This window comes from Bradyrhizobium valentinum (genome assembly GCF_001440405.1).
In the GTDB taxonomy this organism is placed as follows: domain Bacteria; phylum Pseudomonadota; class Alphaproteobacteria; order Rhizobiales; family Xanthobacteraceae; genus Bradyrhizobium; species Bradyrhizobium valentinum.
The window spans coordinates 54,126-75,455 of sequence record NZ_LLXX01000161.1; the positions used below are offsets into that span (position 1 = coordinate 54,126).

General features: G+C 63.3%; 22 protein-coding genes and 1 riboswitch. Of the genes, 7 read left to right on the forward strand and 15 right to left on the reverse strand.

All coding sequences use genetic code 11. The features are described from left to right. Window positions 1-4: 4 nt before the first annotated feature. From CP49_RS28475 to CP49_RS28485, 3 genes are all read right to left on the reverse strand, one after another. Window positions 5-244, reverse strand: a complete 240-nt coding sequence (locus tag CP49_RS28475) for a hypothetical protein (RefSeq protein ID WP_063791793.1) — start codon at window positions 242-244, stop codon at window positions 5-7. A 114-nt stretch (window positions 245-358) separates the two neighbouring features. Beyond that, window positions 359-1,363 carry a DUF6925 family protein gene (locus CP49_RS28480; RefSeq protein ID WP_057853456.1) on the reverse strand — a complete coding sequence of 335 codons (1,005 nt, stop codon included), beginning with the start codon at window positions 1,361-1,363 and terminating at the stop codon, window positions 359-361. Window positions 1,364-1,490: 127 nt separating this feature from the next. After that, window positions 1,491-3,755: a TonB-dependent receptor gene (locus tag CP49_RS28485; RefSeq protein WP_057853457.1), complete on the reverse strand. Its 2,265-nt coding sequence runs from the start codon at window positions 3,753-3,755 to the stop codon at window positions 1,491-1,493. A gap of 112 nt (window positions 3,756-3,867) precedes the next feature. After that, window positions 3,868-4,065, reverse strand: a riboswitch (cobalamin riboswitch). A gap of 145 nt (window positions 4,066-4,210) precedes the next feature. On the opposite strand from CP49_RS28485, the gene CP49_RS28490 reads away from it, so the two are divergent. From CP49_RS28490 to CP49_RS28500, 3 genes are read left to right on the forward strand one after another with little or no spacing between them, the layout of a single operon-like run. After that, entirely contained in the window at window positions 4,211-5,254 is a 1,044-nt protein-coding gene (locus tag CP49_RS28490) for a FecCD family ABC transporter permease (protein WP_197423267.1), read from the forward strand. After that, a complete protein-coding gene (locus CP49_RS28495) occupies window positions 5,251-6,033 on the forward strand; it encodes an ABC transporter ATP-binding protein (RefSeq protein ID WP_057853459.1) in 783 nt (260 codons plus the stop codon). The genes CP49_RS28490 and CP49_RS28495 overlap by 4 nt, the downstream gene beginning before the upstream one ends. Further along, window positions 6,033-6,869, forward strand: coding sequence for an ABC transporter substrate-binding protein (locus tag CP49_RS28500; RefSeq protein WP_057853460.1), 837 nt, complete (start codon window positions 6,033-6,035; stop codon window positions 6,867-6,869). The genes CP49_RS28495 and CP49_RS28500 overlap by 1 nt, the downstream gene beginning before the upstream one ends. 148 nt (window positions 6,870-7,017) lie before the next feature. On the opposite strand, the gene CP49_RS28505 is transcribed toward CP49_RS28500, so the two are convergent. The 10 genes from CP49_RS28505 to soxC all read right to left on the reverse strand — a co-directional run bounded on the left by CP49_RS28505 (window position 7,018) and on the right by soxC (window position 14,963). After that, window positions 7,018-8,058 carry an MBL fold metallo-hydrolase gene (locus CP49_RS28505; RefSeq protein WP_057853461.1) on the reverse strand — a complete coding sequence of 347 codons (1,041 nt, stop codon included), beginning with the start codon at window positions 8,056-8,058 and terminating at the stop codon, window positions 7,018-7,020. Window positions 8,059-8,410: 352 nt separating this feature from the next. Beyond that, on the reverse strand, window positions 8,411-8,872 hold the full coding sequence (locus tag CP49_RS28515; RefSeq protein ID WP_420807662.1) for a DsrE family protein: 462 nt from the start codon (window positions 8,870-8,872) through the stop codon (window positions 8,411-8,413). Further along, window positions 8,869-10,617: a thiosulfohydrolase SoxB gene (gene soxB / locus CP49_RS28520; RefSeq protein ID WP_057853463.1), complete on the reverse strand. Its 1,749-nt coding sequence runs from the start codon at window positions 10,615-10,617 to the stop codon at window positions 8,869-8,871. The genes CP49_RS28515 and soxB overlap by 4 nt, the downstream gene beginning before the upstream one ends. A gap of 26 nt (window positions 10,618-10,643) precedes the next feature. Continuing rightward, window positions 10,644-10,961 carry a hypothetical protein gene (locus CP49_RS28525; protein WP_156438710.1) on the reverse strand — a complete coding sequence of 106 codons (318 nt, stop codon included), beginning with the start codon at window positions 10,959-10,961 and terminating at the stop codon, window positions 10,644-10,646. Then, window positions 10,958-11,824 (reverse strand): sulfur oxidation c-type cytochrome SoxA, encoded by an 867-nt coding sequence (gene soxA, locus CP49_RS28530; protein WP_057853464.1) that lies wholly within the window; start codon window positions 11,822-11,824, stop codon window positions 10,958-10,960. The genes CP49_RS28525 and soxA overlap by 4 nt, the downstream gene beginning before the upstream one ends. Beyond that, a complete protein-coding gene (gene soxZ / locus CP49_RS28535; RefSeq protein WP_057841279.1) occupies window positions 11,821-12,132 on the reverse strand; it encodes a thiosulfate oxidation carrier complex protein SoxZ in 312 nt (103 codons plus the stop codon). Before soxZ ends, soxA begins: the two co-directional genes overlap by 4 nt. Before the next feature lie 12 nt (window positions 12,133-12,144). Next, the gene (soxY, locus tag CP49_RS28540; RefSeq protein ID WP_057853465.1) at window positions 12,145-12,633 is read right to left on the reverse strand and encodes a thiosulfate oxidation carrier protein SoxY; all 489 of its coding nucleotides are present in this window, start codon (window positions 12,631-12,633) and stop codon (window positions 12,145-12,147) included. Between the two features lie 60 nt (window positions 12,634-12,693). Further along, on the reverse strand, window positions 12,694-13,035 hold the full coding sequence (gene soxX, locus CP49_RS28545) for a sulfur oxidation c-type cytochrome SoxX (protein ID WP_057853466.1): 342 nt from the start codon (window positions 13,033-13,035) through the stop codon (window positions 12,694-12,696). A 46-nt stretch (window positions 13,036-13,081) separates the two neighbouring features. Further along, the gene (locus CP49_RS28550) at window positions 13,082-13,753 is read right to left on the reverse strand and encodes a c-type cytochrome (RefSeq protein WP_057853467.1); all 672 of its coding nucleotides are present in this window, start codon (window positions 13,751-13,753) and stop codon (window positions 13,082-13,084) included. Continuing rightward, entirely contained in the window at window positions 13,737-14,963 is a 1,227-nt protein-coding gene (gene soxC, locus CP49_RS28555; protein ID WP_245310920.1) for a sulfite dehydrogenase, read from the reverse strand. Before soxC ends, CP49_RS28550 begins: the two co-directional genes overlap by 17 nt. A gap of 228 nt (window positions 14,964-15,191) precedes the next feature. On the opposite strand from soxC, the gene CP49_RS28560 reads away from it, so the two are divergent. Both CP49_RS28560 and CP49_RS28565 read left to right on the forward strand, forming a co-directional pair. Next, complete coding sequence (locus tag CP49_RS28560) at window positions 15,192-15,557, forward strand: ArsR/SmtB family transcription factor (protein ID WP_082646291.1); 366 nt, start codon at window positions 15,192-15,194, stop codon at window positions 15,555-15,557. 58 nt (window positions 15,558-15,615) lie between these two features. After that, complete coding sequence (locus tag CP49_RS28565; protein ID WP_057853469.1) at window positions 15,616-16,302, forward strand: DUF938 domain-containing protein; 687 nt, start codon at window positions 15,616-15,618, stop codon at window positions 16,300-16,302. 14 nt (window positions 16,303-16,316) lie between these two features. Here CP49_RS28565 and CP49_RS28570 read toward each other — a convergent pair whose 3' ends face one another. Continuing rightward, window positions 16,317-17,186 carry a protein-L-isoaspartate O-methyltransferase family protein gene (locus CP49_RS28570; RefSeq protein ID WP_057853470.1) on the reverse strand — a complete coding sequence of 290 codons (870 nt, stop codon included), beginning with the start codon at window positions 17,184-17,186 and terminating at the stop codon, window positions 16,317-16,319. A gap of 82 nt (window positions 17,187-17,268) precedes the next feature. Next, window positions 17,269-19,338, reverse strand: coding sequence for a prolyl oligopeptidase family serine peptidase (locus tag CP49_RS28575; protein WP_057853471.1), 2,070 nt, complete (start codon window positions 19,336-19,338; stop codon window positions 17,269-17,271). Window positions 19,339-19,552: 214 nt separating this feature from the next. On the opposite strand from CP49_RS28575, the gene CP49_RS28580 reads away from it, so the two are divergent. Both CP49_RS28580 and CP49_RS28585 read left to right on the forward strand, forming a co-directional pair. Further along, window positions 19,553-20,797, forward strand: a complete 1,245-nt coding sequence (locus tag CP49_RS28580) for an MFS transporter (RefSeq protein ID WP_057853472.1) — start codon at window positions 19,553-19,555, stop codon at window positions 20,795-20,797. 26 nt (window positions 20,798-20,823) lie between these two features. Then, window positions 20,824-21,186 carry a nuclear transport factor 2 family protein gene (locus CP49_RS28585; RefSeq protein ID WP_057853473.1) on the forward strand — a complete coding sequence of 121 codons (363 nt, stop codon included), beginning with the start codon at window positions 20,824-20,826 and terminating at the stop codon, window positions 21,184-21,186. The last annotated feature ends 144 nt before the right edge of the window (window positions 21,187-21,330 follow it).

Below are 21,330 nucleotides of genomic sequence, written 5' to 3' on the forward strand. Positions count from 1 at the left end.
CAAGTCAGCCTCTTTTCGCGGTCCTGGTCTTGGCCTTGCTTTTGACCGTCGGTTCCGGCGGGTTTTCGCGGTCGGCCGCTTCCTTCGCCAGACGTAGCGCACGCAGCTTCTCGGTTCGCTTTCGGATGGCGACATCGGCGGCGGCAATCTCGGCCATCGCCTTTATGCCTTCGACTTCCTGGGCGCGCTTGCGATTTAACCTGATCTCTTTCAGTTCGGCAGCGCTCTTCGGCTCATCGTCCATGTCATACCTCTGAAATCACGACAGATATCGTCGAGCGGTCTCGGGGCGGTTTACCACGGATCGGGGCGCAGACGAGGTTATTTTCGATCGAAAAAGGCCCGGTTTCTTGCCAAATTAGCCATTGTGATGAAGCGCCGCCTCGTCGTCGCTTTCGTCGGAACTCGCAGAATCGAAGCTGGCAAGCCAGGCGCCTAGCGCCGATGACGCAAGCCCTTCCGCCTTCATCTGCCGCAAGGCGACTCGGATGCCGGTTCGGCCGTTACGGCCACAGACGATCTCCGAGGGCGGCTCGCCGGCGAGCACCGCCTCGACCACGCGCTGTTTGATCGCCGACGTTTCGGGATCGCCGCACGCGGCCATCATCTGCTGAAACGCACGATGACGCGCGGCGTCGAACGGCCGGGCCTCGCCCAGCCCGTCCCGTGCCGGATGCGGCGGATAGAGATGTGCGCAGGGAACCATCCCATCAGGCACCGGTTCGGTGGCGGGATGGGTTCGGCCGCTCTTCAAAAGCCTCGGCAGCACATGGGTGTGCGGCCCCTCCGGGCTCTTGCCGGTGGGCGGCGGGATTGGCTGATAGACCTCGATGCGGCCGAGCCGGCTGATGAAGACGCGATGCGGATTGGCCTCCAGGATCATGCCCATGGCAGGGTTGCCGTGATCAAACACCGCGCGGCCGACATGGTCGCGCAGACGCCTGGCGAGATTGCGATCGGCGATACGCACGCAGAAATCCGCCTGCAGCGCGCCGAAACCGAGATCGAACAAAATCGAATCCCGATCTTCCTCACGCGGCGCCTGATGATCGGGGCCGACCTCGGTCAGCGCGACGCGCTGGTTCATGGCGCAATCATCTTGCGGCAGGCAAAGCGCGATCTTTTGATTCCACCCGGTCTTGGTGATGCCTTCCGATGCGTAGGGACGGATAGCAGCATCAGGCTTGAGGGCAATGCCGCCACGCGGCGTCACGGCCGAAACGGCTTCAGCCGACTGGACGAGGCGGACCGGTTCGCCACGGTCGCGCGAAAATTCGGCGATAGCGCCGAAGGTGCCGAGGCTCCATTGCGTGTCGGGGTTGGATATTTCCCGCTGCAAAAGATCGATAGTTGCGGCGCTCATCGCCGCCTGCGGAGCGGAAGAGGTTCAGGCATGAAAAGGCATTCTCCCCGGGCAATGCCAAAGGAGAATACCGTCTCGTCAGGTCAGGACAAGCCGGTCCGGCAGGAGGCCGAACCGGCTATTCCGGTCAGAACGTCGCGCCCACCTTCACCATGTAGGTCCGGCCGGGCAACGGATAGGCCGAGAAGCGGCCCGGCGTGAACATGCTCGCGACGGCGTAGTCGTAGTACAGCGCGTCGAAGATATTGTTGACGGAGATCGACCAGAAGAAGTGCTCGTACGCGCCGCTCAGCTTGAAATCGACCGTTGCGCTCGCTGGGATCAGGCGCTGGGTATTGGCCTGGTCGTTGTCCATGAAGCGCTCGCTCCAGGCGCGCACGGTGGCGTCGGCGACGAGATAGTTCTGCCAGATGTTCCAACTGACGCCGGCGCTGCCGGTGTAGCGGGACACCAGCGGAACGTCGTTTCCGGCAAACGGACCTTCGCGGAACACCGCACGGGTATAGGCCATGCCGCCGCGCAGCAGCACGGTATCGCTGATACGAAACGACGCGCTGGTTTCCGAGCCGTAGCGGCGGGTCGGATCGAGATTGACGTTGAAGCGCTGCACCGGGTTGAACTGGAGCTCGTTCTCGAGGTCCATGTTGTAGATGCTCGATTGAACTTCGAGCGGTCCGGACTTGATGCGAACGCCGCCCTCGATGTCATGAGAGGTCTGGGTCTTCAGCCTGAAGTCACCGGGAAGCGCGTTGAAGAAGGGGTCGAAGGCGGGACCCGAGGAGAGCCTCTCATCGACGTTCGGCGTGCGGAACGCGCGCGCGGCGCGACCGAATAGCGAAAAGACATTATTGAATCGATGTTCGAGGCCGATATGCAGCGCGTATTGGCCTTCCTCACTGTCAAGCGGGAAGTTTTGGACGCTGCACGTAAAGAATATTGCGCAGTTCGGATCGTTCTGGAGGATGTCCCGGGCTTTCAAGGTGGTCCGTTGTAGGCGACCGCCGTATGAAAAATCTGTCGTCGGCAACAGTCCAATGGTTTGCTGAAAGTATCCGGCGAGCGTTTGCTGCGACAAATCGTAGGTGTGAATGGGGATCATGCCTTTGGCGACCGGACGCTCAGAATGGTAGGCCGCGTCATAATAATCGATGCCAGTCAGAATGGCCGAAGGCATTCCGAACATCACGTTCTTAATGCTCAATCGGGGCGTGATCGACCACGTCTGCAGATGGCTGTCGACATAGTTGAAGGGGATCGTCGGCAGCAGGCCGAAGAACCCGGCCTGTTGCTTCTTGTCGCGCACGCCGCCATCGACGATGAGGTCGACACCGTTCATCAAGGTCTTGGTGAAGCCGGCGGTAGCATTGGCGCCCTGCTGGTTGCCATAGTCGAATGGGGTATTGGTGCCGCGGCGGTCGGTGACGAGTTGGTTTAGGCCGATCGACGGATCAACCGTGCGGCCGCCGGGAAAACCGAGCTTCTGGTCATCGCCTGACAGTGTCAGGAACGCGGTGAGACCGGGTGTAGTGTAGTTCAAATTGCCGACGCCATTGCGCTGGTCGAGGGCGTTGTTGACTCGATAGCCGTCGGACTTGATGCCGTTGCCATAGAACGACGTCGACCATGGTCCGTAATTGGTCGCGGCCGAAACCGAGGCCTGCCGCTGGTTGAACGATCCGACGCCGGCTTCAGCGCGGATTGCGACCGGCGGGCCGCCGACGCCGTTCTTCAGGACGATGTTGATGACGCCGCCTACCGCATTGTCGCCGTACAGCACCGCGCCACTGTTGCCACGGGTAATCTCGATGCGCTCGATCGAATCGCGCGGAATAGTCGAGAAATCCACGCCCTGCATGTCGACGTCATTGACCCTCCGTCCATTGATGAGGAGCAGGGTATTGGAGGAGGCGAACGCACCGAAGCCACGGAGGTCGACACTGGTCCTTGCGCCATTAACGCCGCCAAACAGGGACGTTAGCTGCACGCCCGGCGTTTGTGCGATGATTTCCTGCACGGTGGAGGCCGGCGAACGCGCGATATCCTGCGCTGTTATGATCGCGGTCGATGTGCCGACGATGCCGTTGAATTGCCTGATAGCGCCTACGCCGGTCGAGAACGAGTCCGCCGCCGGGCCGGGCGCTGCAACAGCGTTGGGGTCGGGCCTCGAAGATGTGCGAGGCACGACGCGGCGCGAGGTCGAGGTCTGGTCGGTGGCGGGTTTGGCTCGGGTTCGGTTCGCGTCGCCGGGCGGATTGACCTCGATCGTCGGCAACTGATCCGACGATGTGGTTTGCTGTGCATGCGCTGCAGAAATGCCAAGCGTTACGATCGGCGCAAAGAAACTCGACGCAAGCCAGAAGCGGCGCTGCCGCGTGGCGCTGATGGAAGACATGGTTCGGACCTCGGTATGACGTCAGTGGCACGTCACAGCGAACCAAGTCTCACCATGGGCTAACGCAGCTTAGGTGAAGCTAATGCCTGTACTCCCCGACCGACATCTTCGCGTGTGACCACGGCTGACGGCAGGTCTCCTGGCTCGCGGGTCGTTACCCATCGTCGCCTTCCCAGGACCGAGATTCCCAGTGGCCTATGACGAAGGATTCGCCGCTTACAGTTGCGGGGGCAGCCGCGGAATTGGGGATTTTCCCCGCACCGCATTCCCTTTTGATCCCCAAACGGGAACCGTCGGGAACTATGGTAGAAGTTTGTCAAAGTCCGAGTCAATCCGCCTTGGGCGCCCTCGCGGTCCTCACTGGACGAGTGCGCTATTTTTGCCGCATGAGCACGCTGCCTGCTCGTTGCCTGAGCTCCTGTACCGGGGCGGGTAAAACTGCTTTAGGACGATCGATGAGTGTTGAGGCTGTAACCATGACCAACGAGGATGCCGCGCGCCGGCGGATCGGCGCGACGGCGGCGCTTGCCGCCCTCGTTGCGCTGCTGGTGCTGATCTCGCTGGGTATTGGTCCGGTGCGGCTGTCGCCGCTTGCGGTGGCGGAAGCGCTGTTCGGCGGCGGCAGCGACGTGGCGCAGGTGATCGTGCGGGAAATCCGCCTGCCGCGGACGCTGTTAGCGCTGGCGATCGGCGCCATTCTCGGGCTGTCGGGTGCATCGCTGCAAGGCTTGTTGCGCAATCCGCTGGCCTCGCCCGACCTGTTCGGCGCGCCGCAATCGGCGGCGTTTGGCGCAGTGCTGATCATCGCGCTGGGATTGGCCGATGTCCGCTCCTACGCGCTGCCGGTGGCGGCAATCATCGCAGCCTTCGGTTCGGTGTTCGTGCTGCTTTCGATCGCCGGCCGCAACGCGGGGCTATTGATCCTCATCCTGTCGGGACTGGCGATCTCGAGCTTTGCAGGCGCCGCGACCGCGCTGGTGATGAACCTTGCCACCAATCCCTTTCTGGTGCTGGAGATCACGTTCTGGCTGCTCGGATCGCTGGAGGACCGCAGCTTTCAGCACGTGATGTTGGCATTTCCCTTCATCATTGCCGGCGCGATCATGCTGTTCAGCCAGCGTCATGCGTTTCGCGCGCTGAGCCTGGGCGAGGAAACTGCGCAGAGCCTCGGCGTCGATGTCGGGCGTTTGCGGCTGTTCGTGATTTCGGGCGTCGCGCTCGGCGTCGGCGGCGCGGTGGCCGTCACCGGCACTATCGGTTTCATCGGGCTCGTTGCGCCACATCTGATGCGTCCCTTGATCGGCCACGATCCGGGGCGGCTTTTGGTGCCGAGTGCGCTCACAGGCTCCGCGCTGCTGTTGGCCGCCGACATCGCGGTACGCATCATTCCCTCGACCTCTGACATCAAGGTCGGCGTGCTGACCTCGATCATTGGCGTGCCGTTCTTCCTCTATCTGATCATGCGCGAACGCCGCGCGCTCGGTGGGGGCGTTGCATGAGTGAGATAGCGCTGCTCACCGCAAAGGGGCTCAGCGTGCGGCTCGCCGGCCGCGTCGTGCTGCAAGACGTTTCGCTGGCGCTCTCGCCGGGGCATCTGGTGGCGCTGGTCGGGCCGAACGGCGCCGGCAAGACCACGCTGTTGCGGGCGCTGGCAGGATTGATCCCATCCGAAGGGGATATCGAAGTCGGTGGCCATGCGCTAGCTTCGCTGCCGCTGCGCGAGCGCGCAAAACGCTTCGGCTATTTGCCGCAGGGGCATGTTGTGCATTGGCCGCTGCCGGCGCGCGATATCGTGGCGCTTGGCCGCTATCCGCATGGCGCCACCGATCCGGCGCGCCTGTCGCCTCGGGATGCGGAGGCGGTGCTGCGCGCGATGCAGGCGGTCGACGTGATGGAGTTCAGCGATCGCCGCGTCACCGAATTGTCCGGCGGCGAGCGCAGCCGCGTTGCGCTGGCCCGTGCGCTGGCGGTGGAGGCGCCGGTCATCCTCGCCGACGAGCCGACCGCCTCGCTCGATCCGCGGCACCAGATCGACGTCATGAAGAATCTGCGCGCGACCGCCGACAAGGGCGTGCTCGTCGTCGTGGTGACGCACGACCTGGGCCTCGCCGCGCGTTTCGCCGATCACATGCTGGTGCTGCGCGAAGGTCGCCTGGTGTCGCAAGGAGCGCCGGCAGACGCGCTGTCCGAGCAGGTGATGGCGGATGTATTCCGGATCCGCGCCTACCGTGCGGAATTCCAGCGCGAGGCCGTGATCGTGCCGTGGGCAGATGTTTGATGCGGTGGCTATTCGGAGTTCTGATCGCGATCGCCGCGCTGGCGGTGTCTGGCAGCGCCGCGCTCGCAGCCAATCCGCCGCGCCTGGTGTCGATGAATGTCTGCACCGATCAGTTGGTGCTGAGGCTTGCAGACCCCGAACAGATTCTGGGATTGAGTCGGTTTTCGCGGGACGGCTGGCAATCGCACGCAGGCGACATCAGCCGCTATCCGGTGCTGTCCGGCGGGGCCGAGGACGTGTTGCTCATCAGACCCGACCTGGTCGTCGCCAGCGCGTTCGACAAGCGTTCGACGCGGGAGCTGCTGAAGGCCAAGGGACTTCGCCTTGCCGAGCTCGCCGTGCCGCGGACCCTCGATGAAGCACGGCAGCAGATCCGCGAGGCCGGCGACATCATCGGTCACCCCGATCGCGCGGCGGTGGAAATCGCGCGGCTTGACGCCGCGCTGGCGCGAGCCCGCCGCGCGGTCGCAGAACGGCATTATCGCGTGCTGCCGCTGTCGCGGCGCGGCTGGGTGGCGGGCAGCGATAGTTTTGTCGGTTCGCTGCTCAGCGAAATTGGCTTGCGCAGCGCGGCCGGCGATCTCGGTTTCAACTTCGGCGGATTTGCCTCGCTGGAGGCGATCGTGAACTTGAGGCCCGACTTCATCGTGGTTTCGCAGGCCGGCGATTATGCAGGGGATGACGGCCAGGCGTTTCTGCTGCATCCGGCGCTGGAGCGCTTCTATCCGCCGGAAAAGCGCATCGTGATTCCGGAGCGCATGACCGAGTGCGGCGGCGTGATGCTGGCGGATGCGCTGGATGCGCTGACGGCGGAGCTGAAGCGGGTGGGGCGGTGATGTCCCCGACAAAACTATATCGTCGTCCCTGCGAACGCAGGGACCCATAACCACAGGGCGTTGTAACTTAAGCAAGACGTTGGCCACTGCCTTCCATCATCGGCGCCGCGGCGTATGGGTCCCTGCGTTCGCAGGGACGACACCGATCTTACCCCTGAACCACCGGTCCGCCGACCTTCCTCCATGCGTCGATGCCGCCTTCGATATGCGCCGTGTTGGCCAGCCCCGCATTCTTCGCGGCGGTAACCGCCATAGCGGAGCGTTCGCCGAAGGCGCAGAAGAACACCACGCGGCGGCCGGTGGCAGCGGCGACTTCGCGCAGCATGCCGCCGGGCTTGAGGCTCTCGGAAATGCCGGGATAGGGCGCATGCAGCGCGCCCGAGATCGTGCCGTGCTTGGCGCGCTCGCTGGCTTCGCGCAAATCGACCAGCAGGATGTCGGGCCGGCCGAGGCTGTTGATGGCGTCGCGGGCAGAGAGCGCGAGCCCTTGCTTGGCAAGCTCCTCCTGATGCAGGCCGACATGCATGTTGGCGGGCACGGCGACATCCATCATCTTCGGGTTCGGCAGCTTCAGATTGGCCATCAGCTCGATATATTCATCGACCGAGCGCACCTGCAGCCGCGGATTGTAGCGGCGCTCTTCGCCGATGGTGGAAACCGTGTCGCCCTTGTAGTCGTGGGCGGGGAATACCATGGTTTCGTCAGGCAGTTTCAGCAACCGGTTGAAAATCGATTCATACTGGGCGCGCGAAGAGCCGTTCTGAAAGTCAGTGCGGCCGGTGCCGCGGATCAGCAGCGTGTCGCCGGTGAAGACGCGATCGCCCATCAGGTAGCTGTAAGAGTCGTCGGTGTGGCCGGGCGTGTACATGACGTCGAGGCTGAGACCCTCGATCATCACCTTGTCGCCGTCGGAAACCCGCATCGACACCACGTCGGCTTTGCTCTGCTCGCCCATGATGGTGATGCACTGGGTGCGGTCGCGCAGTTCGCCGAGGCCCGTGACGTGGTCGGCGTGCAGATGGGTGTCGACCGCTTTCACCAGCCGCAGATCGAGCTCGCGCAGGAGCTGGCAGTAACGGTCCGCCTTTTCCAGCACGGGATCGAGGATCAACGCCTCGCCGCCGGCGCGGCTCGCGAGCAGGTAGCTGTAGGTGCCCGAAACGCTGTCGAAGAGCTGACGAAAGATCATGGCGATTTCCCAAACTGTCTCCCGTCACCCTGAGGAGGCCGCAACGCGGCCGTCTCGAAGGGCGACGGCCCGGCCGATTCATCCTTCGAGGCTCGCTACGCGAGCACCTCAGGATGACGGACGGGAAGTGACCTTAGGGCCGACGTAGTTCCAGCCCTGCTCCTGCAATTCCATCAATTGTACCACGCTTGCGTCATTGCGAGGAGCCACCGGGTCCGGCCTTCGGCCGGCCCGATGATAAACTCCGCGACGAAGCAATCCATGCTTCTGCGTAAGGTTAGATGGATTTGCTTCGCTTCGCTCGCAATGACGGGTGGCGCATTCGTGCCGCTCGCAATGACAATGTAGGCGCTCACGGCCGCACCAGCGTATACCCATTCTCCGTCAGAAACAGGATCTGCGCGACGCCGACCTGCACCGGTGTTGCCGCTGATATGAACTCCGGCCGCTTGCCCGCTTCACGTTCGAGCGTATCGACGGTGTTGAGGCAGATATCGAAACGCGCGCCTTGCGCCACAAGGCTCTCGACCATCTTGCGGTTGGGATTTTCCGGGCGCAGCAACTCGATGCCGGGGCCGAACGCCACGACCTCTATCGCGACCTTGTCCGGATCGTAATGCTTCATCAGGTTGCTGGCGACGCTGAGCACGAGTCCCTGCTTGCGCGGGTCGTTGTCGGAGAGCTGCAGCACGATCTTGTGCTCCGCAAACGGCTTGTCTTGCAACGGCGCCTGCTGGGCGCGGGCATCGGGCGCGGCCGCTGCGATCAATGCCGCTGCGGCCATGGTGCGAATGATGGTCGAAAAACCGATCATCCCTGTCCCGCAATGCCCGGATTGTCTTCAACGCCTTTCAGCGTGACGCCCGGCGGCGCCCGATTGGGCGGCTTACCTGACCGAAGATGCCTGGCGACCACATCCCAGATCGGCGCGCCGGTCTGCTCGTTGACCGAGGCCCAACCCGCCACCTTGTAACGCTTGCCGGCCTCCAGCGTATGGCCGTTGTCGAGCTTCACATCGGAAATCCGTTTTCCCACCGACTCGGCCGGGCTGCAGGTGTAGGACAGCCCGCCGACGCGGACCATGTCGCCGCCCTGCTGGTAATACGGATCGGTGTTGAAGAGATTGTCGCAGATGTCTTCCAGCACGTCCTTGATCTGGCCGCCGGTCATGGTCTGGACGTAGGTCTCCGGATAGGTGACGGCGGTCTGCGCCAGCACGTCCTCCATCGTCAGCGGCTGCCCTGCCAGCGCGGTGGTGCCCCAGCGAAAACCCGGCGACAGCGCGATCTCGGCGTTCAAGTCGCCGAGAAGCGCGTCGCAGATGAGCTGGTCCATGCTGCCGCTGAAATTGCCGCGGCGATAGAGCAGGCGGTCGGCCACGCCGGTCTTCTCGTCGAGGCCGGCCGCATGCGGCTCGCGCGTCTTGTCGATCAGCGCCTGCATTGCCGGATCGGGCTTCAGCAGCTCCGAGAACACCGGCAGCAGCCGGTAGCGCACATTGCTGACCTTGCCCTTGCCGATGTCGAGATCGAGCACCGCCAGAAACTTGCCGTTCGAACCGGCATTGGTGACGAGCGTGACGCCGGCCGGATTGGTCACGGGAATCGGCTGCGGCACCGCGTCGTGGGTGTGGCCGCCGAGAATGACGTCGATGCCGGTGACGCGGCTTGCGAGCTTGAGGTCGACATCCATGCCGTTATGCGAGAGCAGAATAACGGCATCGACCTTGTCGTCGTTGCGATGGGTGTCGACGAGCTTTTGCAGTTCTTCGTCGCGGATGCCGAATTTCCAGTCCGGCGTGAAGCGCTTGGGGTGCGCGATCGGCACGTAAGGGAACGCCTGACCAATCACGGCGACACGACGCCCGCCGATCTCCTTGATGACAGACGGCTTGAAGACGCGCCCCGAGGCCGGATCGAATGCCTTGGCGTCGTTGAAGGCGGCTTCCTCGGTGAGAAAAACGTTCTGCGCCAGGAATTCGCCCTTGAAGCGTTCGAGGTTGGCGCGCAACGCCTTCTCGCCATAGGTGAATTCCCAATGGCCGGTCATCGCCTCGATGCCGAGCAGGTTGGCGGCCTCGACCATGTCGGCGCCCCGCATGGTATTGGCGAGGCCGGTGCCCTGCCAGAGGTCGCCGCCGTCGAGCAGCAGCGAGCGCCCACTGCCGGCCTCGCTGCGCATCCGGTCGATCAACGTCTTCAGATGCGCGAAGCCGCCGAGCTTGCCGAATCGCCCGGCAGCCTTTTCGAACTCGATGCAGGTGAAAGCATAGGCGTCGGCACTGTCGGGCCGGATGCCGAAGCGATCGAGGAAGGCGCGTCCGACCAGATGCGGCGGGTTGCCCCGCATCGGCCCAACGCCGAGATTGACGCTCGGCTCGCGGAAGAACACCGGCCGAAGCTGCGCATGGGTATCGGTGATGTGCAGGATGCGCGCATTGCCGAAGCGATCGAGGTCGTAAACGCCCGCATTATCGGCGCCGCGCGCCAGCCGCGGCAGGCTGCCGGACAGGGTGGCTGCGCCCGCTAGCGTCAGGAAATCGCGGCGGCGGATGGTCATGCGGGTCTCAGCGGGTCGTAACGGTTTTAGCGTATTTCCATATCCTTCCAGCGGGTCTTCTCGCTGGTGGCCTGGAAGATCGAAGCCTTGGCCAGGGCCTCGGCTTCCTTGGCCGACGCGGTGGCCTTGTCGAAATCGCCGGCATCAGCCGCCTTCTTCGCCGCCGCCAACGTCGACGCCGTGGTAGTCCATTGGTTGCGAAGCTTGCCGGCCTCCTTGTTGGCGGCTTCAGCCGCGGCGTACGCCGCCTTGAAGTCGTCCTCGGAGCCTGCGGCAAGCGCGGACGTCCCGCCCGCGGCAAGCAGCGCCAGAACCAATGCAGATTTGAGCATCATGTTCCTCATGGCCGCGCTCCCGGACCCGATATCGGTAGTCCGTTGCTGACATAGGACAGGTAGTATTCGACGTTGCGATATTCATCGTCCTGCGGGCTGAGCGGCACGCCGCGGATCTGGCTGTTGCAGGTGGTAAAGCGCCGGCTGGTGGTCCCCATGCCGCTCCACTCCGAGCGATAGATCGGCATCGCATTGACGATGCCGAGCGCAGGCGCCAGGACTTCGGCGCGGATGCGCTCACCCGGGCTTTGCACGTGGCAGGTGGCGCAGGAGAAATTGAGCTGGCCGCGCCGCGTGTAGAAATACTCCTTGCCGTTCTGGTAAGCTTCCAGCGCGCGGGGATCGTTCGGGATCTTGATATCCATCGGCTTGCCGCGCGAGGTAAAGGCCATATAGGCGGTCAAGGCAGCCATTTCGTCCTTCACATAGGAATACGGCTGTTCACCATTGGCCTCGCGGCAGCGGTTCAAGGCTAGTTCAAGCGTGATGACCTTGCCTTCCTTCTCGTCGAAATAAGGATAGTTCTGGCGGATCCCGATGCCGCCGTTCGGGAAGCAATCCGCATAGGTCTTGCCGTTGTTGAACGGTTTGGAGAACATTTCCTTGCCCATTTCGAGCGAGAACTCGTAGGGCGGGAATTGCTCCTTCTCCTGCCACTGCCGGTGCAGGTCCTCGTTCATCGAATAAGGGCCGTTGACGAAATCCTCGAACTTCACCTTGGGAAACTTGTCGGTGAAGAATTTCTGGAACGCCTTGGCGTCGGCGACAGGATCGACCTTGTCGGCGGCGCCCGAGGGCAGCGCGCTCGCAAGCGTCAAAGCCGCGAGCGCAAGGGCTGCGGACGCCAGATAGATCGCGGATCGCAGCCTCATTGGATCTTGGCCGTGGTGGTGTCGGTCGCGCCCTTGTTGTCGACCCAACTGATCTTCAGCTCGTCGCCCTTCTTGGCCCCCTTGAACGCGAACTTGACGTAGGGGTCCTTGGAGATACCACCGCCCCAATCGGCGGCGAACACGTTCTTGCCGTCATGCTCGAAGGTGAGCTGCTGGATGAAGTGCGGCGGAATGGTCTCGCCCTTGGCGTTCTTGACGAAGCCGGAATCCATCGGATGCTGGATCAGCGCCTGCACCTCGGTGATGTCGCCATTCGAAGAAGCGCGCACGCGAATGGTGGATGCCATGTGAATACTCCCTTAACCGCCGCAACCGCCGACGGTGACTTTGACTTCCTTGGAGGCGCTGTAGAGCTTGCCGCCGGCTTCCACCAGCACGGTCACATTGCTGGTCTTGGCCATCTTGATGCGGTTGGCGACGCTCGGCAGCGTGCCGGCCGGAATGTTATACTTTGCGATCAGCACGTTCGGATTCTCGCTGACGAGGAACGCAACCGAGGTTACGTCGGCAAGTGTTGTAGAGACCGAGATCGGCACCACGGCGCCGTTCTCGGCGATTTCAGGCGCGTCCATCTTCACCTTGTCCGAGGGCTCGGCGGTCTTGCCGTAGAGCGTCTTGATGACGTCGGTATCGCTCTTCTGCTTGAACGCCTCTTCCGGATATTTGTCGTTGGCCGCGGCGAGCGCCGGCGTCAGGCCAAAGGGAAGGTTGCCGAGGCCGACAAGCGCGACTGCGCCGGCACCCTGCAGGATCAGCCGGCGCGTTGCCGAATACTTGACGTCAGTCATATCCATCGTCTCCTAAAGCGTGCGCGCGCACGTCACAGCCCTGAATCTCTTGGTCTTGCTTCACAGCGTTTGCAGGAAATCAACGACCGCTTCGATTTCCTTTGGAGTCAGAATCCGGTTTCGTCCGAATGGCGGCATCACCGTCAGGGGATTGCGCTCGGTTTCATCGTGAACGATCGCGACGAGATCTGCGCGATTGGGATACTTGCTCTTGATGTCGATCAGTTCCGGTCCGATGGAGCCCGGAAGGTTGCCGCCCTTGATGGCATGGCAGGTCAGGCAATTGCCCTTGCTGCGGTCGAAGGCGAGCTTCTGGCCTTCGGCCGCGGCGGACTGCGCATGTGCCGTGCTTGCCGACAGGAAAGCGCCGATCACAAGCGCCAGCGCGAACGCCGGGAGCATTGCGGGTTTCGTCAGTGAATGGTCGGTCACAGGCGTTTCCGTATCATTATTTCGGTTGCATGGTATCAAGCGGGCCGGTCGTGCGCGGCGTCAGGTCCCTGCCTTCGGCCGTCGACGATATCCTGACATCGGCGGCGTTGACGCAAGCGTTCATGCAGGGTTTTGCGATCGTATCGGGTCGCGGGTCGGTCCAGATGAAATTGTCGCGATTGCGCATTTTGACTTTCGGCAAGCTGTTGCGATCGGCAACGAAATCATGGGGAACGAGATCGTTCAGGCTCAGAATATAGGCGGTCAAAGCATAAACGTCATCCGCTGACAATGTGTGTGGCGCAGCCATCGGCATGGCGCGGTTAATATAGTCCCATAAGGTCGGGGCGAACGGCCAGTAGCTGCCGACCGTCAGCTCCGGGCGCTCGTCCCGGAGTGATCCCACGCCGCCCACCAGCTTGGGAAAGCGGCCTTCGCCTTCGCCGAAGGTTCCATGACAGGCAGCGCATTGCTCGGCATAGACGTCGGCGCCCCGGTCAACCGTGCCCTTGCCGGGCGGCAGGCCTGCTCCGTCCTCGCCGCGCACGTCGATGTCCCATCCGGCGATCTGCGCCGGGCTCGCCACGCGGCCATACCCGAACGAGCCGGGCTCTGCCGCGCCGGCGAGGCTTGCGGCCGCAAGCAGGATCGCCACAAGCGGCAGGCAGATCTTACGCGAGCTGTACATTGAAGACGCTTCCGTCTGATTTGACCTGCCAGGTCTGGATCGAATTGTTGTGATAGACCGAGTTCGAGCCGCGCTGCTTTCGCAGCTCCGCAATCGTCGGTTGCACGTAACCGGCCTCATCAATGACGCGGGATGCGACCAGCGCCGGACGGCCGTCCCAGCGCCAGGGCAGGGTGAATTTCGTCAGCGCCTTCGACAGCACCGGCTCGTGCAGCCGCGCGGTCTGCCAGTTGACGCCGCCGTCCATCGAGACATCGACACGCCTGACCTTGCCGTTGCCGGTCCAGGCCAGTCCCCTGATCTCATAAAGGCCGGGCCCATCGAGCGGCTTTTCCGGGCAGGGAAAGGTGACGACCGATTTGGCGTCAATCAGCCAGGTGAAGCCGCGCGAGGTGCCGTCCGGCATCAGGTCGGTGTATTTCGAGGTTTCCTCGCGCGAGTGCCATGGCTTGTCGCCGAGCTTGATCCGGCGCAGCCATTTGATGTTGACGTTGCCTTCCCAGCCCGGCACCACCAGCCGCAGCGGATAGCCCTGTTCGGGCCGCAGTGCCTCGCCGTTCTGAGCGTAGACGACGAGACAATCGTCGAGACATTTGTCGAGCGGCAGGCTGCGGTTCATGTGCGCGCCATCGGCGCCTTCGACCATCGCCCACTTCGCCTCCTTCTTGACGCCGACCTCTTCCAGCAGCGTCGACAGCCTGACGCCGGTCCATTCGGCGCAACTGACCATGCCATGACTGAACTGCAGCGAGTTCATCTGCGCGGCGCGCCAGTTCATGCCGCCATTGGCTGGGCATTCGATGAAATGGATGCGCGATATCGATGGGAAGCGCAGGATGTCCTTCATGGTGAGCAGCAGCGGCCGCTCGACCAGCCCGTGGATCATGAGCTTGTGCTGCGCCGGATCGATGTCGGGCCGTCCCGCATGGTGGCGCTCGAAGAACAGTCCGTTCGGCGTGATGATGCCGTGCAGGTCCTGCAACGGCGAAAAGCTCACCGACGATTCCGCGCTGGCGGTAAGCCAGGGGACGTTGCGCCGGATGACGGAGGCCTCGGTATCCGCTGGCCGGCCGTAGGGCCGGTCAACCACGCCCGCGCCAATCGATTGCGACCAGGGGGCGTCTGCGGGGGGAGACTCCTGCGCGGGGTCGGCCATGGCGGGCTTGCTGCCAAGGGCGAGGCTGCCGGTCAGCGCCGCGCCCAACCTCAGAAAGCTGCGTCGCGCCACGGGCGCGTCCGGGCCGGCGAGATCGGAGAGAACAGCTTTGCTGCGTAACGGGTCAGGCCGCACGTTTTCTTCCCCTCGCGGCCGCATCGCCGCATCATTTCTTGCTTTTTTGAACCGGTATCGGCATTTGCTAATTTAGTCAATGCTAAAGAAAGGCTAGTATGTCATGTGTGCTTCGGAGGCACGGAAAACCATCCCGGATTTGACGTTATGAGAGCAGTCGCGGCGGCAGCCAAAGAGACACAGTCCGGCCCCGGCGCCGAGGACGCGGCAGCGCTGAAGAAGCTGGTGAAGCAGGCTGGCGAGGCCGCGCAACTCCTGAAAATGCTCGCCAACGAGAAGCGTTTGCTGATCCTTTGTTTTCTCGCCGTGCGTGGCGAGATGACGGTCGGGGAACTCGTCGGCGTCGTGAAGCTGAGCCAGTCCGCATTGTCGCAGCATTTGGCGAAATTGCGCGCCGATGGCCTGGTCGAATTCCGGCGAACGTCGCAGACGCTGCATTATCGCGTTACCGACACGCGCGCATTGCGCCTGCTGCAGGTGCTGAAAGAGATTTATTGCGGCGAACTGAAGTGACGCTTTCGACGTTTCAAACCTACAACGATTTTTGCAACGATTTTCAGGCGAGGCGGTAATGGCCGAATATGTCGTGGAATTCGGCAAGGATGGACGGCCGGTCGAACCGGACGGCCGGCTCGATGCGGCGGCGTTCCACCGCAACCATGAGCCGATCTGGGCGGTGCTGCAGAGATTCCTCGCCGGCAAATCCGGTGATGTGGTGGAAGCCGGCAGCGGCACCGGTCAGCATGTCGTGCATTTTGCGAGACACACTCCCGACATCACCTGGTGGCCGAGCGATCTCAACGAGCGGCACTTGAAGAGCATCGAAGCGTGGTGCGCGCACGCTGCGCTACCGAACATCCGTCCGCCGCTGCGGATCGATCTCACCGATCCCGCCTGGTGCCCGCCGATGCATGACGGTAGCGGGCCGGCCGAATTGCTCGCCGTGTTCTGCGCCAATGTGATCCACATCGCACCATGGCGCGTCGCCGAAGGCTTGTTTGCCGGAGCAGGCCGCTATCTGCGCAGCGACGGGCGCCTGTTTCTCTATGGCCCGTTCAAGCGCGACGGCAAGCACACCGCAATGAGCAACGCCGTGTTCGACACCAGCCTTCGCCAGCAGGACGCCGAATGGGGCGTGCGCGACATTGCCGATCTCGAGAAGCTCGCCGCTGGCGTCGGCCTTGTACTGGTCGAGACCGTGCAAATGCCCGCCAACAATATGATCCTGGCTTTTCAGCGATCGGACCTGTCGGCGTAACGCCTTTCCGCACCTCAATGATAGGCGAGGCACCACCCTGGTCCACGAAGCCAGCAGCGCTCGTCGGGAACGTCCTCGTCTCGGTACAGTCGTGTGACCTTTTGCCAGCCGCCGCGGGTAAAGGCTTCGGTAAGTGCTCGCTCGGACACTTCATCGCGGCTGCCGGCGCAGGGGAAGATCGCAACTGGCGAAATCCATTGTGCGAGATAGTTCGCGGCTCTTCGCTCAATTCGGAACACTGCACCGGCACTCGCTATGCGCTCCGGCGCAACGCCGCCAAATCCCTGATCCGACGTCATCGGCATGATCAGGCGGCCGCCATCGGCAAGGCCATCGAGCCAGCGTGTCGCTGGCCGCGTGCAGCAGGCATTGACATAGATGATATCGGCGGCATCGAACGGCACCTGCGTGCCGTCGCCTTCAATCACTTCGACATTCGCATAGGGCGCCAGGTTGGCTCTGGCCCGCGCGGCAAGGCCCCCATCATATTCGATTCCCGTTACCCGCCCTGACGGCCCGACGAGATGTGCGAGGATCGCCGTGTAATAGCCCGTACCTGTTCCAACATGCACCACGTGGCTGCCGACTGCGGGCAAGGCCCGATGGATGAGATGGGCGTGCAACGACGGTTGCCCGTTGTTGAGGCTACGCTCGGGCACGAGCGCGACCAGATCGTCGGTATAGAGATAGACGGGGTCAGCGTCGGGTGTCGACACATAGTCGCGTAGCCAGCGCCGCACCAGCCACGGGCCCGGGCCAAGAAAATCCTCGCGGGGGATGGCGGCAAACGCTTGAGCTACGCGCGCATCGATCACGTTTGCAGCGGCAAGGACCTGTTTGGCGTAGGCCGCACGGATAATGCGAAGTTCGGCTTGCGTGTCCATTTTGCCCACCGTCCCTAGCTCATGCGCTGGCCGCTCTCGAAACCAACATTTATCCTCGCGTCCGGGCGACGATAGCGAAACACTACGCGGCGTTATCCGCCCAGCCGATCTTGTTCCTCAGGAATGTGTATCCCAGCGCGATGAACCCGGCGCGTTCGCGGTTGTCCTTGCCGTAGCCGTGACCGCCCGCCGCCGGCTCGTAGAAATGGGCTTCGTATCCCATCGCTTGCAGCTTGGCCGCCATCTTGCGGGCGTGGCCGGGATGCACGCGGTCGTCGCGGCGCGTGGTGGCGATCAGGATGGGCGGGTAGTTGTGGCCCGGCGTTGCGGCGTGATAGGCGGAATAGGTTTTCAGCCACTCCCACTCCGCGGGCTTGTCGGGATCGCCATATTCCGCGATCCAGCTCGCGCCCGCGAGCAGCTTTGTGTAGCGGCGCATGTCGATCAAGGGAATCGTGCAGAACAGCGCGCCGAATCTCTGGGGATAGCGCACCAGCATGTTGGTGATCAGGATGCCGCCGTTCGATCCGCCCTCGGCGGCAATTCTGCTGGCGCGCGTCACGCCGCGCTTTACGAGGTCGGCGGCAACCGCCGCGAAATCATCATGCGCCAGCCGTTTGCCGGCGTAACGGCCGGCATCATGCCAACGCGTGCCGAACTCGCCGCCGCCACGGATATTGGCCTGCACCGTGGTGCCGCCGCGCTCCAGCCAGAGCTTGCCCAGTGCGGAGCTGTAAAATGGCTTTACCGCGAAGCCGAAGCCGCCATAAGCGCTCATATAGACCGGTGCATCGCCGGTCTCGGCGGCGGGACCGGTCTGCACGTAGGGAATCCGCTCGCCGTCCACTGAAATCGCCTCATGGCGGGTGACGATGAGTCCGTCGGCGGAGAAGGTCTTCGGCGCCTGCTTCAAGATAGCGGGGCTGGCGACGCCTTCGATCAGCAGCAGCGACGACGGCGTCACGGGATCCTGCACATTGGCGAGCAGGTCGCCATTGCTCTCGGCTTCGCGGCGGTCGAGACGCCAGACATCGACCACGCCGATTTCGGGAAGGCCCCGCAGTCTCTCGCGCGTCCAGCCGCTTGCCGACGGGGTGCAGATTTCGAACTGCGGGCGCAACTCGTCGAGAACAGACAATACAAGCTTGCCGGCCGTCCAGAAGAAGCCCTGCAGCGCCCGCCGCGGCCCCGGTTCGAACACCGTAGTGAAGTTGCGGTCACCGGCCAGGAAGGCCGAGAGCGAGATACCGAGAACGCTGTCCGGCGCATGGGTCTTGCCCGCGATTGTCCAGGCGCCGCGCAATTTCACGGCCAGCCAGTCCTTGTGCGCTTCCAGCCAGATGTCGGTCGGCAAGTCGAGTTTTGTGCGTGGACCGGCCTCGGTGCCGAGCCAGAGATTGAGATTGAAGAAATCGATCCGATCGATGAACCACATCCGCGGTGTTGGGCCGGTGTCATCGACGCTGCAGTTCGCGGCCATCCGGTCGGCCGGCACCTCGAACAGCACCGGCGCTCGCTCCACGGGCTCGCCGCGGCGCCACAGCCGGACCGTTCTTGCATAGCCGGAAGTTGTCGCCATGCCTTCGCCCAGAGCGCTGGAAAGCAGCAGCGTGTCGGCGTCGATCCATTCGGTCCCGCTCTTGGCTTCCGGCAAGGTGAATCCATCGGCGACGAAAGTTTTGGTATCCAGGTCGAATTCCCGCAGCGTCACCGCATCGCTGCCTCCCCGCGAAAGGGCCACGATCACGCGCGGATTGTTTCCCGGCAGCGGCTGCGTCCAGTTGAGCAGCCAATCCTTGTCCTCTTCGGCGGCGAGACGGTCGATGTCCAGCAGTGTCTCCCAATCCGGCTCCGCCTTGCGAAAGTCTGCAAGCGTCGTGCGCCGCCATAGGCCGCGCGGATTTTTGGCATCCTTCCAGAGATTGTAGACGAGCCCGCCGTGGCGCGTGACATAGGGAATGTTGTCGCTTCGGTCATAGATCGCCGCGAGCGTATCTCGATCCATCTCGAACTGCCTGCCGCCGAAAACCTCCAGCGTCCGCCGGCTTTGCCGGTCGACGAAGTCGAGCGCGCGTTCGCCTTCGATTTCCTCGAGCCAGAGGTAGGGATCATCGTCGGGCGCGGCGATGGTCGGCCTGTCGTCGATTGCCATGGCTTGAACTCCAGAAATGCCGGTCGCTTGTACCGCAATAGAGCATGATCGGGCCGGCCTCGATGTAGACTGTTGTCGCAGCGCTGTCCAATGTGCGCGCCTCGCATAGCGCGCGCCCGTTTGCGCCGGTTGATCGTACAGCTCCGCGTCTTCATAGTGCCCAGCAATGAATCGATAAGGCTCCCTGCCCGGGGCCTGCCGGGCGGGAAGGCCGATGCTGGATACGACTATCACCGAAGAGATCGCCAATGACGCGGGTGCGCGCGCCAATGTGCTGCGGCTCGCCGCGGCGCAGGCGCTGACCGGCGCCAATTCGGCTGTCATTTTCGCCACCGGCTCGATCGTCGGCGCGACGCTGGCGCCGACCATCTCGCTCGCCACAGTGCCGCTCTCGATGTATGTGCTGGGGCTCGCCGCCGGCACGCTGCCGACCGGCGCGATCTCGCGTGCCTATGGCCGCAGCAGCGCTTTCATCATCGGCACGTTCTGCGGCGTGCTGACCGGCGCGCTCGCCGCAATCGCCGTTCTGTATGCTTCGTTCTGGCTGTTCTGCGGCGCGACGTTTCTCGGCGGTCTCTACGGCGCGGTCGCGCAGTCCTATCGTTTTGCCGCCGCCGACGGCGCCAGCACAGCGTTCCGGCCGAAGGCCGTGTCGTGGGTGATGGCGGGCGGTGTATTCGCCGGGGTGCTCGGTCCGCAGCTCGTGCAGTGGACCATGGATATCTGGCCGCCTTATCTGTTTGCGTTCAGCTTTGTAGTGCAGGCCTTCGTCGCGCTGGTGGCGATGGCGGTGCTGTGGGGCGTCGATGCGCCGAAGCCGGCGCCGTCAGATATGCATGGCGGCCGGCCGCTGTTCGAGATCGCGCGGCAGCCGCGCTTCATTGCGGCGGCGCTGTGTGGGGTGATTGCGTACCCCATGATGAATCTCGTGATGACCTCCGCGCCGCTCGCCATGAAGATGTGCGGACTGACCGTCAGCGATTCCAATTTCGGCATTCAGTGGCACATCGTGGCGATGTATGGGCCGAGCTTCTTCACCGGCACGCTGATCGCGCGCTTCGGCGCGCCCACGATCGTTGCGCTCGGCCTGCTGCTGGAAGCCGCAGCGGCGGGAATTGGCCTTGCCGGCATCACCGCGATGCACTTCTGGACGACACTGATCGTGCTTGGCGTCGGCTGGAACTTTGCCTTTATAGGAGCGTCGGCGCTGGTGCTGGAGACGCATCGGCCGCAGGAACGCAACAAGGTGCAGGCCTTCAACGATTTCCTGGTGTTCGGGATGATGGCGCTGGGGTCGTTCTCGTCCGGCCAGTTGCTGGCGCATTACGGCTGGTCGATGGTAAACATGGTGGTGTTTCCGCCGGTGCTGCTCGGCCTTGCGGTGCTGTCGTTGGCGTCGTTCGCCAAGCGCCGCGCGAAGCTGCAGGCGGCTGGCGAAATTCCAGGTCCGGGTATCTGATCTTCAATTTGATTGCAGGAGGCTCCATGCCGTCGCGCGCCCGTCTCGATGAGTTCATTGCAGCCGTCGTCTCCGGTGACCATGCCGGGGCGATCGAGCGTTTCTATACCGAGGACGCCAGCATGCAGGAGAACGCGGCGGCGCCACGGGTCGGCCGCGACGTCCTGGTGGCGCATGAACGCGCGGTGCTGGAACGAGTCAAGAGCGTGACATCGACCTGCATGACGTCTGTCGTCGAGGGCGATCATGTCGCGATCCACTGGGTTTTCGAGTTCACCTATCTTTCCGGCAAGACCGGCCGGTTCGACGAAGTCGCGCTGCAGGAATGGCGCGGCGACAGGGTGTTTCGCGAGCGGTTCTTCTACGATCCGTCGAAGCCGGCGGCCTAGTTGCCATCTACTGACAGTTCGGCGCGCGTCGAATTGATGGCCCTTCTGACTCTGCTAGTAGTTATCGTCGTGCCCAGGCTTGTCCCGGGCATCCACGTCTTTACCTGCTGATGGACATTAAGACGTGGATGGGGGGGGGGAGGC